The 12,899-nt window shown below is 42.6% G+C and carries 12 protein-coding genes and 1 tRNA gene; 7 read left to right on the top strand and 6 right to left on the bottom strand.

All coding sequences use genetic code 11. The features are described 5' to 3' along the window. Positions 1 to 350: 350 nt before the first annotated feature. Positions 351 to 2,237 carry a beta-galactosidase gene (locus ACRQ5D_RS03140; protein WP_432328441.1) on the top strand — a complete coding sequence of 629 codons (1,887 nt, stop codon included), beginning with the start codon at positions 351 to 353 and terminating at the stop codon, positions 2,235 to 2,237. A 193-nt stretch (positions 2,238 to 2,430) separates the two neighbouring features. Here ACRQ5D_RS03140 and ACRQ5D_RS03135 read toward each other — a convergent pair whose 3' ends face one another. The 5 genes from ACRQ5D_RS03135 to ACRQ5D_RS03115 form a co-directional block, all read right to left on the bottom strand. Further along, entirely contained in the window at positions 2,431 to 2,802 is a 372-nt protein-coding gene (locus ACRQ5D_RS03135; protein ID WP_091165454.1) for a hypothetical protein, read from the bottom strand. Positions 2,803 to 3,006: 204 nt separating this feature from the next. Further along, complete coding sequence (locus ACRQ5D_RS03130) at positions 3,007 to 3,516, bottom strand: sensor histidine kinase (protein ID WP_431199077.1); 510 nt, start codon at positions 3,514 to 3,516, stop codon at positions 3,007 to 3,009. Between the two features lie 38 nt (positions 3,517 to 3,554). Next, positions 3,555 to 4,373 (bottom strand): HAMP domain-containing protein, encoded by an 819-nt coding sequence (locus ACRQ5D_RS03125; protein ID WP_431199076.1) that lies wholly within the window; start codon positions 4,371 to 4,373, stop codon positions 3,555 to 3,557. Continuing rightward, entirely contained in the window at positions 4,374 to 4,571 is a 198-nt protein-coding gene (locus ACRQ5D_RS03120; protein WP_432329697.1) for a helix-turn-helix domain-containing protein, read from the bottom strand. Between the two features lie 55 nt (positions 4,572 to 4,626). Then, positions 4,627 to 5,058: a response regulator transcription factor gene (locus tag ACRQ5D_RS03115; protein ID WP_432328440.1), complete on the bottom strand. Its 432-nt coding sequence runs from the start codon at positions 5,056 to 5,058 to the stop codon at positions 4,627 to 4,629. Positions 5,059 to 5,434: 376 nt separating this feature from the next. Here ACRQ5D_RS03115 and ACRQ5D_RS03110 point away from each other — a divergent pair, with 376 nt between their 5' ends. The 3 genes from ACRQ5D_RS03110 to ACRQ5D_RS03100 all read left to right on the top strand — a co-directional run bounded on the left by ACRQ5D_RS03110 (position 5,435) and on the right by ACRQ5D_RS03100 (position 7,522). Then, positions 5,435 to 6,286, top strand: a complete 852-nt coding sequence (locus ACRQ5D_RS03110; protein WP_432328439.1) for a hypothetical protein — start codon at positions 5,435 to 5,437, stop codon at positions 6,284 to 6,286. A gap of 304 nt (positions 6,287 to 6,590) precedes the next feature. Further along, positions 6,591 to 7,112, top strand: a complete 522-nt coding sequence (locus ACRQ5D_RS03105; protein WP_432328438.1) for a hypothetical protein — start codon at positions 6,591 to 6,593, stop codon at positions 7,110 to 7,112. Further along, a complete protein-coding gene (locus ACRQ5D_RS03100) occupies positions 7,070 to 7,522 on the top strand; it encodes a hypothetical protein (protein ID WP_432328437.1) in 453 nt (150 codons plus the stop codon). Before ACRQ5D_RS03105 ends, ACRQ5D_RS03100 begins: the two co-directional genes overlap by 43 nt. 100 nt (positions 7,523 to 7,622) lie before the next feature. Here the strand turns inward: ACRQ5D_RS03100 and ACRQ5D_RS03095 are convergent, their stop codons facing one another. Then, positions 7,623 to 10,760 (bottom strand): glycosyltransferase family 117 protein, encoded by a 3,138-nt coding sequence (locus tag ACRQ5D_RS03095; RefSeq protein WP_091165476.1) that lies wholly within the window; start codon positions 10,758 to 10,760, stop codon positions 7,623 to 7,625. Between the two features lie 213 nt (positions 10,761 to 10,973). Here ACRQ5D_RS03095 and ACRQ5D_RS03090 point away from each other — a divergent pair. From ACRQ5D_RS03090 to ACRQ5D_RS03080, 3 genes are all read left to right on the top strand, one after another. Next, positions 10,974 to 11,044: transfer RNA gene (locus ACRQ5D_RS03090), tRNA-Gln, on the top strand. Between the two features lie 153 nt (positions 11,045 to 11,197). Next, positions 11,198 to 12,142 (top strand): ribose-phosphate pyrophosphokinase, encoded by a 945-nt coding sequence (locus ACRQ5D_RS03085; protein WP_091166935.1) that lies wholly within the window; start codon positions 11,198 to 11,200, stop codon positions 12,140 to 12,142. 122 nt (positions 12,143 to 12,264) lie between these two features. Next, on the top strand, positions 12,265 to 12,849 hold the full coding sequence (locus tag ACRQ5D_RS03080; protein WP_091165479.1) for a 50S ribosomal protein L25/general stress protein Ctc: 585 nt from the start codon (positions 12,265 to 12,267) through the stop codon (positions 12,847 to 12,849). Positions 12,850 to 12,899 lie beyond the last annotated feature (50 nt).

Raw genomic sequence — 12,899 nt, 5'->3', positions numbered from 1 at the left:
GTCGGCTGTGGCGCGGTGTTTACCCCAGCTCGCAAATGTTTCGAAGGGGTGTAACCATAATCGAGGTTAAGCGGGTTACAGTAGGTAAGGCGTCTTTGTTGCGCATGGGCGCTCATTGCGCAGCAACATATCAGGATGAGCAGATAACGGGTAACTGTTTTCATAAGGAAATACTAACAGGTTATAATGGTATTACAAGGTGGGGCTAATATCAGTTTTTAAATGGCAATAAAAGTTTTGTGTACTACTACATCTGTTTCACATCATAAAATATTTTGTTATTGTGTGTTAAAAACACAATTAATTCGTACTTTCATCAGCACAAGCCAGTTGTCCTAAATATCGCTTTTATGAACAAGAAATTCCTGCTGCTCTTCGTGATGCAATTACTTTTTATTGCATCTGCTTTCGCGCAATATCCTAAAATGGATAAGCTGCTTTACGGCGTAGCTTATTATGACGAGTACATGCCTTATGAAAGGCTGGATAAGGACGTGCAAATGATGAAAGCCTGCGGCATTAACGTGGTGCGCATTGCCGAATCGACCTGGAGCACGGAAGAACCACAGGATGGAGTTTTCGATTTTACTCATATTGACAGGGTATTGAACGCTATGCAAAAAGCGGGGATCCATGTTATTATAGGCACGCCCACCTATGCTGTGCCTACCTGGATGGTAAAAAAACATCCCGAGATATTGGCTATTACCCCATCGGGCCAAAACCAGTACGGGCCACGGCAAAACATGGATATCACTAATAAAGATTACCGTTTTTATGCCGAGCGTGTGATCCGTAAAATAATGGAGCATGTGAAAGATAACAAGGCCGTAATCGGTTACCAGGTAGATAACGAAACCAAATCGTACGGTACGGCGGGGCCAAACGTGCAGGCCCTTTTTGTTAACTACATGAAGGCTAAATATAAAACACTTGATAACATCAACCACATTTTCGGGCTCGATTACTGGAGCAACCGGATCAACAACTGGGACGACTTTCCGTCGATGGTTAATACCATTAATGGTAGCCTTTCATCAGAGTTTGCCAAATTTCAGCGGCAGCTGGTTACTGATTATTTAGCATGGCAGGCAGCTATAGTGCGCGAATACAAACGTCCCGATCAGTTCATCACCCAAAACTTCGACCTGGAATGGCACGGCTATTCATTCGGTATCCAACCCGATGTTGATCACTTTGCAGCAGCCAAAGCTTTAGACATTGCAGGTATCGACATTTATCACCCCAGCCAGGACAGGCTTACAGGTGTGGAGATCTCCTTTGGGGGCGATGTAGCCCGTTCCATGAAAGGCGGCAAAAACTACCTTACCATCGAAACAGAGGCGCAGGGCTTTCCGCAATGGGTACCGTATCCGGGGCAGCTGAGGCTGCAGGCCTTTAGTCATTTAGCGTCGGGGGCAAATATGGTGAGCTACTGGCCATGGCACTCTATCCATAACTCGGCCGAAACTTATTGGAAAGGTTTGCTGAGTCATGATTTTGAACCCAACCCGGTTTATGACGAGGCTAAAACCATCGGCAAAGATTTCGACAGGCTAAGCAGCAAGCTCATTAACCTGAAAAAGAAAAACGACGTAGCCATCCTGTTCAGCAACGAAGCCCTTACCGGCTTTAAAGCTTTTGGCTTTGGCTGGGGCGTGCGTACTGGCTATAATGATGTATTGCGCCAGTTTTACGATGGACTGTACCATATGAACGTAGGCTGTGATTTTGTTGACCCGACAAGTAAAAATATTGAAGATTATAAACTGCTGATAGTTCCCCTGCTATACGCGGCGCCGGATAGTTTGTTAAAGCGCTTAAACACTTATGTTAAAAACGGCGGGCACATCATTTATACCTTCAAAAGCGGTTTCGCCGACGAAAATGTGAAAGTACGCACCACCCATCAGCCGGGAATTATTGAAGAAGCCTGCGGAATTTACTACAGCCAGTTTACCGAACCCAGCAATGTATCATTAAAAGCCGATGACTGGAACCTGAAACCCGAAGATAAAAAGCTGAATACCTGGATGGAGCTCATTACCCCTACAACCGCTAAAGTATTAGCTTACTATGATCACCCGGTTTGGGGCAAGTACGCCGCCATTACCGAAAACACTTACGGCAAGGGCCTGGCAACATATATAGGCAGCTTAACCACCAGCGCCGTTACCGACAAATTATTGGCCGATGCCGTAAAAAAGTTGGCCTCTGGGGTGCCGATCAGCAGATAGCCTGGCCTGTTATCACCAAACAAGGTGTAAACCAGGGCGGCAAAACGGTTCATTATTATTTTAATTATTCGGCAAAAGAAACCAATCTGACTTATCCGTATAATAATGGCAAAGAGTTGTTATCAGGCGATAATGTCAGTAAAAACAGCAATTTAAAACTGGAGCCATGGGCGGTTAAGATCATTGAGGTTAATTAATTATGATTGGTCTTCTTGGTTCTCCGTAGAAGGATGAGCGCTATAAGACCGATAAAGCTGAATACCCCAAGGATCCAATACCCGCTTATCTGCGATGGGTTTACCGCTTTCTGATCGGTGCTTTGTTTTACACCGGCATCGCCGCTGGGCACGCTGGCTTTATCACTGTCCTGCAAAGTACCTGTTCCGGTACCGGATACTGTAGCCGCGCCCGGTGCACCCTGGCTCGACCCGTTCCCGGCGCCCGCCCCATTGGCCTTGGTAGTTGATGATGAAGTATCTTTGGATGATTGTGCCGGCAAAGGCGCTGTAGCGCCCAATGTTAATCCCAGTAACATGATGGCCAGTTTTATTTTAAAAGCTTTCATGGTGTTTAGTTTTGATAAAGGTTGATTAAAACAATAGCTGTGCCAGTGATGGATTAATGCTAATAAAATACAATGTTGAAATAAATGATAAACAAACGGTTGAGAGCTGGCGGGAAAAAGAAATCTCCTACACCATGCTTAATTCGCTTTGCAAAGCATATAAAACACACAATATCCTCACGGGTTCGTTCGTGGCAAAACGTATTATTGGGTATTATAAACCGGCAGCATTACCCTGATCTCGGTACCTTCGCCCTCTTTAGAAACGATACCGATATTGCCCTTATGCAGCCTTACAATGTTTAGTGCAAGAGGGAGGCCTACGCCGTGCCCCTCATATTTGCCGGTATTTGAAGCGCGGAAGAATGGCTCAAATATATGTTGGACATCACTTTCCGGAATACCTATCCCCTGGTCCTTTACACTAAAAATGACGCTGTGATTTTCGGCATATACTTTAAGAATTACCGGCTTGTTTTCGGAATATTTACAGGCGTTAAGGCCAATATTACTTATGGCCAGTTGGAGCAGGTTGATGTTGCCCTGTGTAACCAGGCTATCCACATCATCGGGTAGTGATGAAAAATCAATGCTGAGGTTATTTGTCGGGATAATATGATCAACAGCTTCTTTAACCATAAACGCCAGCTCATCGGCTCTAATTTGTTCCCAGTTTTGTTTTTTACCGTCGAACCCGCTTTGTGCCAGTCCCAATAAACTGGTAATAATATCCTGCAGGCTTTGTGTGCCGGTTAGGATCTCTTTGAGGTTTTTATGCAGATCGGCCCCCGGTTGATCCAGATTTTTGAGGGAAAGTTCGGCTTCGCCTTTAATGATGGCCAGGGGGTGCGTAACTCGTGCGACGCGTTGCTGATAAAATTGTTCTGGGTTTCAAAGGCTGTTTCCAGCCTGTCGAGCATGTTGTTGAAAGTTTGGGTAAGCTCGGCTATTTCGTCTTTCCCGTTGTAATCCTCCAAACGCAAATGCAGGTTGCTGGCGGTAATGGTATTTACCTTTTTTATGATGCTGCGTACCGGCTTAAAGGTATGGTATGAAAACCGGCGACCAATAATATACACAATCAATATCGAGATCAGGAAACTGACTATCAGCACCTGCTCAAGATCATTAAGTTCACTAAGGCCCGATGGATTGGTTGCCGAAACCACAATGATAGCATCCCCCTCGGGAAAGTGGAAGATATTGCCGGCGTAAAATACATTATCGGCTTTAAATCTTGATTTTCCGTTGGCGATGATGTTATTTATTAGTTGGCGCGGAACGCCTTTCACCGTTTTGCCTTTTGTGTAAATATCAGGTTTAATGATGTATTGCTTTTCGGCTATGAGGCGTTCCAGATAGCGCTGGCGTATTTCCCGGTACACGCCAAGGCTGTCGCGATCATTCAGGTGATGGATTTGGGAGGAGATGTTTACACGGGTCTCAAGCCGTTTATAAAAATCATCGAAGGTAAACTGGTGTACAAAATAGAAAATAGCGCTACTGAATATCAATATTACCGACACTGTTAGCACCAGGAACAGTAGCGCTACTTTTTTCTGGATGCTCATTTAAGCCGCGTTATTTTTTAAAATATAACCCATGCCAATAACTGTATGGATCAATTTGTTGTTAAAATCTTTATCCACCTTTTTGCGCAGGTAGTTAATGTATACATCAACCACGTTGGTGCCCATATTAAAATCAATGTTCCAAACGTGCTCTAATATCTCAATGCGACTGAGCATGTGGTTTTTATTTTTAGCCAGAAACTCCAGCAGGCGATATTCTGTAGCTGTCAGGTCGATGGTTTTATCACCGCGTTTAACTGATTTTTTCGTCGCCGTTAATTACGAGGTCGGCAATTTGGATTAGGTTTGGTGGCTGTACAAGATTGGTATTGCGGCGGGCCAGGGTGCGGATGCGGGCATTGAGTTCGGCAAGGCTAAAGGGTTTAACCATGTAATCATCAGCACCGCTGTCGAGACCTACAACTACGTTTTCGGTAGTACCGAGTGCGGTAAGCATTAATATGGCGGCATTCTGGTTGGCCTGCCGTAAGCGGCGACAAACCTCAATGCCATTAATACCGGGTAGCATGATGTCAAGAATGATCAATTGAAAATCCATTTTCATAGCCATATCCAACCCGGTTGTACCATCAAGGGCAACGCTTATTTCGTGGCCTTCGGCGGTAAGGTCGCGCTGGATAATGGATACCAGTTTGGGTTCATCTTCTATGAGCAGGATCTTCATTGTGGCAAATATATATTACGCTTAGTATAAACAATAAATAACCATGATGTTTTAGTTAAACTCCACAGGAATATCATTAAATTAAAGCGATATTAATTGTAAGCCCGGTTATGCCTATACCTTTCAACATCATTAGTAAAATAATCTGTTTTGCGCTTGTTTTTGGCTTGTTAGGATGTCATAATACAACTAAACCGGTAAACAAGCGTCCTTTAAAAAAGGCCATCAAAGCAAAAGAAAAAGCCATAAAGAAATTCAATATACCGAAGGGCAACTTATTGCTTTTTTTGATAGTGTTGGTAAGTTGCCGGCACAGCCGTTTGCTGATAAGGTAGCCTTTTATGCCGATTCTATTTTCAAAACGTTTACAAAACCTATGAACCGGCAGCTTTCTACGGCTGATTTTAAATCGTTGAAGCAAGCCATAACAGCCAAGAGAATAAGGGTAAATGCAGCGAAAAGAATATTCGGGGAATTTACAGTGGATAGTAATTGCAATTCAAACGGCTTATTTGATTCGGTTAAGCGAGGTTACGTTTATCTACAAGCCTATCATTTTATTCGTAATAAAAATAAGTTTGATGAGTTTGCAGTTGGCGTGGCGGATCGGGGGCACTGCGAGGGGGCTATGATTTATTATTTTAGAGGAAATAAGATCATAGCGAAACAAGATGGTTATTCGCGATTTGAAAGCGAACCGGAATATTTTACCAATGTAGATGGTGAAAATATTGTTTACAGGCAATATCAGTTTGCCGAAGGATCAGGCGTTGGATGGTTTAATTATTTTTTCTATAAATACGATGGTGATAAATTAATCCCGGTGTTAAATGAACTTGCCAATGGAAATGCCCAGGGGAGTTGGATAGGGCGTGTTATATGGTTAAATGCTACAGTGAAGCGAACAAATCCGTTAACGATAAAAGTGGTCTATTATAATCAATTTGTTAATAAAGATAAAATAGAATTTGGACCTAACGTTATCAACGATTCAACCATGGTTAGCTATAGGTGGGATGAAAAATCAAAAACACTTATCGGGCAATACCAAAAATCTAAAATTAGTAAAGCACAGATTTTATCATATTATCTGGAGGATAATGATCTATTGTTTATTAATGTTTTTAACAGACCACTGAAGGTTGCTTTAAATAACAAAGAAAACAGGTCGTTAATATTGAGTTATCTCCGGAACGTGAAAGTTTATCAGGACACTGTTGGCAGGTAGTTAATTTTTTTGTCACTGGTCGAAGTTTAGCGGCAGCCCTGATAAATAACCACGATGATTTTAGTTAAACTCCACAGAAATATCGTTAAATTAAAGCGATATTAATTGTAAGCCCGGTTATGCCTAATCCTTCCAAAATCATCTGCAACGCAGCTTGCCTTATACTTATTTTAGGCGTATTGGGCTGCCATCATGAAAGCAAGCCAATAAATAAAAAGCGTCTTAAAAAAGCGGTTAAGCCAAAAGCAAAAGAATATGTAGAGATCAAATATACAGAACCACAACTTGTTGCTTTTTTGACAGTGTGGGTAAGCTACCTGTGCAGCCACTTGCCTATAAAGCTGCTTTTGTTGCCGATTCTGTTTATAGAAATCTAATAAAACCTGCAAATTGGAAATTGCAGCCAGCAGATTTTGCGTTATTAAAGCGCGCTACACGCATGGAAATGATAGAAGTACATGCTGCAAGAAAAATATTTGGCGAATTAAAAACTGATAGTACCTGCACAGCCAAGGGCTTGCTTGATTCTGTTAAAAAAGGGAATGTTTATTTGCAATACTATCCGTTTGACCGGGATAAAAATAAGTTTGACGAGTTTGCAATTAGAATTGGCGATGTAAGACATTGTTCCGGCTCTGAGTTGTATTTTTTTAAAGGAGATAAAATTATTGCCAAACAAGATGGTTATGGCCGAGATGATGAAGATTTAGAATATTTTAAAAATACAGACGGCGAAGCTATCGTTTATCAATTATCTGAATTTGATAATGGTTCCGGTATTTGGTGGAACAATTACTTTTTTATAAGTATGATGATGATAAACTAATTCCGGTATTAAACGAACCTGAAAGTTGTAATGCCCAGGCATTTTGGGAATTTCGGATTTTGTGGCTCGAATCCAAAATTCAGCAAACCAATCCGCTGACTATAAAAATGGTTTATCACCAACAGTTTTATAATGACAATAACGATGTTTATTTTAATTATGGGCCAATATTTTTGAATGATTCAACCAGTATTGAATATAGATGGGACGAAAGCTCGAAAACGCTGCGCGGGCAATATCAGCAATCTAAGCTAAACAAAGCCCAAATACTGTCATACTACCTTACTGATAACGACTATCTTTTCATTAATTCACATTATAAATTGTTAAAGGTTGTATTAGCGGATGAAAAACAAAGGCCGTGGTTATTGGATTATTTAAACAAAGTCAAAAATTATTATGATCACTAAAACTGGTCGAAGTTTAGAGACAGCGCAACTTCGACCAGCTATTTACCAAAACAAAAAATGCCCGCTCAACAGCGGGCATTTACAAATATCAAGGGCCAACTTATTTCTTCCCCGTCACCCCAAATTTCTTTTCAAAGCCACTCAGCTGTGTGCTGAATTTATTGAATAGTTGCGGCTGCTTGTATTGCTTGCTAAACTCAACCAGGCCTCCTAAAATCTGCATTGAATATTGCAGGTCGCGGTTTTCGAGGTTGGTTTCACCTTTTTGGAATAGTGCGTAGCTGTAATCAAGCTGATTGCTTACATAGTCATCAACCAGGTTAGCCAGTTTGTTGCCTAACTGAATATCGTTTAAGCGGTAAGCGTTTTCTATCATATAATACTTACGTACCGCTATCTCTAATGAGTTAATAGTGGTTGGCATTACCTCGTCATACTTCTTAAGCACTTTGCGAGCCGAATCAGGCTTGCCTGCTTTGGCCAAATCATCGGCCAGGGTTGAGTAAAGCCGGGTGATGAGCGGGTAAAACATGGTCATTGATTCGTGATCAAGATAGCTGGCGTTTTTCATGTTGCCCCATTTGTATTTGGTCATCATGTTTTCATACATCTTACCGGTGTTGCTGGCCTCAAGCGGCCCAACGGCTGTATCCGGTTTTAATGGCAGTAAACGGTAAGCGAAGCCTTCGTTATACATATATTTATCCAGGCCGATCATATTACTGTTAGGTACGGTAACCGAAAAATAAATCGGTCGCTTCCAGTTGTTATGGCTCAGGATATCCATCATTGCCAGTACGTCCTTGGTAACGTAACGACCGTTAAATGTCCAGTCCATTTCAGGCGCTATTTTATCCTTATCGGCTGCTGGTACGGAGCCTGTTTTAATAACCTCATCAGCGTTAACCGTTAGTTTGAATTTATTGGTTGGCAGATAATTGGCAACATCGCCGTTATTATACTCAACCATGGCTTCCTTTTTATCGGAAGTCATAAAGTCAAAAACATCTTTTAATTCGGTAGCGCCCGGAATTTTCTGATCGCTAAAATAGATCACATCACGTACGCCTGGTTTAAATTTATCGTTTGTCATGCTGATCGGCAGTGGCTCCGACTCATTCATTTTGTTTTTCATACCGCGGATGTACCAGTCGGTACCCAGCAAGCTCAGGTTCACGATACGCACATCGGGGCGTACATTTTCCACCTCCTGTATATACCAAAGCGGGTAAGTATCATTATCGCCATAGGTAAACAAAATAGCATTTGGCGCACATGAGTTCAGGTAGTTATAAGCCATATCATGCGGGGTGAGCTTGGTTGAGCGGTCATGATCGTCCCATTCCTGGTTGGCCATTAGTAAAGGTGCAGCAGCAAGGCAAACTACTGTAGAAATGATTGCACTCACTCTTGCATTAAGCTTTTTGCTCAGCACATCGGCAATACCAATTACGCCAAGGCCTATCCATATTGCAAAAGCATAGAAAGAACCGGCATATGCATAGTCACGTTCGCGGGGCTGCAGCGGATCCTGGTTAAGGTAAAGCACGATGGCCAAACCGGTGCAAACAAACAGGATGGCAACAACACCGGCTTCGCGCTGATTGCGTGCAAAGTGAAACACCGCACCAAATAGACCTATGATAAGTGGTAAAAAGAACAGGCGGTTATAGCTTTTGCTTTGGGTAACCGAATAGGGCAGGGGCTTATTAAAATTCCATCCGCTAATCCATTCGCCGTCGGCGCCTGAATTTAAGCTTTGACCATCGAGGTCATTGGCGCGGCCTGCAAAGTTCCACAGGAAATAGCGGGTATACATTTGGTTGATCTGCCATTTGGCAAAAAAACTGATGTTTGAGCCAAAGGTTGGGTGTTCGCTTTCACCGAGACCAGTCCACTCACGGTAAAACTCCGGATGGCCGGGCTTATCGCTAAACATCCGCGGAAATATGGTATTACGGTCATAAACGGTATTCAATTTTTTACCGGCAACTTCGTATTTGGTTGCTCCGCGGCGGTAAATATTAGCGCCTTCGGTTTGAGCCGTAGCTTCCGAATCAAAAAACTGCCCGTATAATAACGGGGTATCGCCGTACTGATCGCGGTTAAGGTAGCTGTTTAAGGCAAAGGCATTTTCAGGGTCGCTATTATTCAGGTTAGGGTTAGCCTTTGCACGTACCACAATCATTACAAATGAGCTGTAGCCAAACAGGATAAACAGCAGGCAGATCAAAAAGCTGTTGAGCGCGAAGCGTTTTTCGCGGATCTTTACTACATACTCTAACAAGGCTAAAACTGCTCCGCTTACTATCAGGCCAATAATGCCACCGCTTATGCCTAATATCAATACAAAGCATACGGCCGCTAAAATAATGGCAGGTTTAACAGGATTTATAGTATAGTAAATGCCTGCAACAATGGTAATAATGAGCAGTACAAAAAACACTACTGCCCCGCTGCCAAAACCCATGCCCAGGGTGTTTACAAAAAGCAGGTCGGAAAAAGCCGCGCCTTTTACGGTGTATTGTATCACTCCCCAAAGTACAAAGGCCAGGGCCACCACGCTTGCCAAAAAGGTAAGCAATGTTCCCTTTGTAGTAACATTTTTTACCCTGCGGAAATAGATCACCAAACCGATAGCCGGGATCACCAGTAAGTTTAATAAGTGAATACCGATGGAAAGGCCCATTACATAGGCGATAAAAACTATCCATCTGTCGGCATGAGGCTCATCGGCGTGAGCGTCCCACTTTAATATCGCCCAAAATACTACAGCGGTACAAAGTGATGATTGTGCGTAAACTTCCGATTCAACCGCCGAAAACCAAAAGGTATCCGACCATGCATAGGCTAATGCGCCTACAAGGCCCGAACCTATGATCAGGATGAGATTGGTAACATTAAGCTGTTCCTGTGTTTTAACCAACAGTTTTTTGGCAAGGGCGGTAATGGTCCAAAACAGGAACATGATGGTAGCGCCGCTGGCCAGGGCCGATGCCATATTGGCCCAATAAGCAACTTTGGTATTATCGCCCATGGATAGCAGGGTAAATACCTTGCCAATGATGGTAAACAGGGGCGCGCCGGGCTGGTGGGCTACCTGTAAGCGATAGATACAGGCTATAAATTCGCCGCAATCCCAAAAGCTTGATGATGGCTCAAGGGTTAAAATGTAAGTTACCGTGGCAATGATAAAGGCCACCCAGCCAAATATATTGTTGAGTTTTTTGTAATTCATGTTCGGATGCTATCTAAAAAACAGGTTTAAAGCAGCCGAAAATAATAAAACTATTGGGATGTTGCCATTAAAAGAGGCGTTTTGAGGCGCATTTGTATTTTATTTTACTGTGTTTGAGTTGATAATAAACTTTTTTAAAATTCTATTTTGAGAATCAAATATTCGCGCTATATTTGCATTCCTTTTCGGGGAGTAAAACAAACCAAAGGAGATTGCCTGATAGTATAATGGTAGTACGACGGTTTTTGGTACCGTTTGTCTAGGTTCGAATCCTGGTCGGGCAACAATAAAATTCGGATTTCGGATTTTCAATTTCGGATTTATTCTGATTGGAAAACTTGAAATCCGAATTGTGTTTTATGACGGTTGTATTTGTAAAAGATCAACGGTGGAAGACAGGTAAATCCGAAATCGAACATCCCAAATCCAAAATCAAAATGCCCTTACAATTTAACCCGGTTAAATTATTTTCAGGATCAGGTTCGCAGGAGCTTGCGCATCTTATAGCTGATGCTTATGGTCGTGAGTTAGGTGAAGTTGTGATATCGCGTTTTAGCGATGGCGAATACCAGCCGCATTTTAACGAATCTGTAAGGGGATGTGATGTTTTCCTGATCCAGTCAACTCACCAGCCAACCGATAATTTAATGGAGTTACTCATGATGATTGATGCCGCCCGCCGTGCATCAGCCCACTATGTAAACGCCGTTATACCTTACTTTGGTTTGGCCCGTCAGGACAGGAAAGATAAGCCCCGTGTTGCCATTGGTGCAAAGCTGGTAGCTAACCTGTTGGTTGCAGCCGGTATTAACCGCATCATGACCATGGATTTGCACGCAGCGCAGATCCAGGGATTTTTTGACGTGCCGGTTGATCACCTGGATGCTTCTATCATTTTTGTACCTTATATTAAAAGCCTTGGTTTAGGTCACCTTACTATTGCATCGCCTGATATGGGCGGTTCATACAGGGCTCGGAGCTTTGCCAAGTTCTTTAATGCCGAAGTGGTAATTTGCGATAAACGACGTAAACGCGCTAACGAAATTGAAGCCATGACGCTGATAGGTGATGTTACCGATCAGGACATAGTACTGATTGATGACATTTGCGATACCGCAGGTACGTTAGCGAAAGCAGCCGGATTGATCATGGAGCGTGGTGCACGCAGCGTACGCGCGGTTTGTACACATCCGGTATTATCAGGTAAGGCTTATGAAACTATCGAAAACTCGGCATTAACCGAACTGATAGTTACAGATACAATCCCGCTTAAACAAAGCAGCCCTAAAATAAGGGTGCTTTCAACCGCCGAGCTGTTTGCAAAAGCGATAAGCAACGTAAACGAACACGGTTCGATAAGTACCTTGTTTAAGGTGGATTAGTTTTAAGTCCATAGTCAGTGGTCGATAGTCCATGGCTGTGGTTGATTGGTTAGAATAAAAATAAATCCATGGTCTATTGACTATCGACCATGGGCTACAAATAAATAAACAAATAAATAAAAATGAAATCAATTGCTATTAGCGGTTCTCTAAGAGAGAACGTAGGGAAAAGAGACGCAAAAGAGCTGCGTTACAATGGCCAGGTGCCTGCAGTTCTTTATGGTGGTGCTACCCAGACCCACTTTTCTGTGTCCGCAGCTGATTTGAGAGCCGTAGTTTACACTCCGGTTGTTCATTTCATCGATCTGGAAATCGCCGGTGTTAAATCACAAGCTATCATCAAAGACATCCAGTTCCACCCACTAACTGAAAAAATCACTCACATTGACTTTTTATTGTTAGATGAGAAAAAACCTATCACCATCGAGATCCCAGTTAAATTAACCGGTACTTCTCCAGGTGTTAAAGTAGGTGGTAAACTGGTTCAAAAATTAAGGAAACTGCGTATCAAAGCGCTTCCTAAAGATCATCTTGATGCTATTGAAGTAAGCATCGAATCTCTTGAAGTTGGTAAATCAGTAAAAGTATCTGATATTAAATTAGATAACTTAGTGATCACCAACGCTAAAGAAGATACCATTGTTTCTGTAACTACCTCACGTGCATTACGTCAGGCAGAGCAGGAAGCAGCTCAAGGTAAAAAATAAGCTCCCTAACCCCCTGAAGGGGGAGCAGGAGTTGAATTTAAAAACAGCGA

This window comes from Mucilaginibacter sp. P25 (genome assembly GCF_050859465.1).
Taxonomy (GTDB): Bacteria; Bacteroidota; Bacteroidia; order Sphingobacteriales; family Sphingobacteriaceae; genus Mucilaginibacter; species Mucilaginibacter gossypii.
Note: the sequence above shows the minus strand (reverse complement) of the source record. Positions and strands in the feature narration are given on the sequence as shown.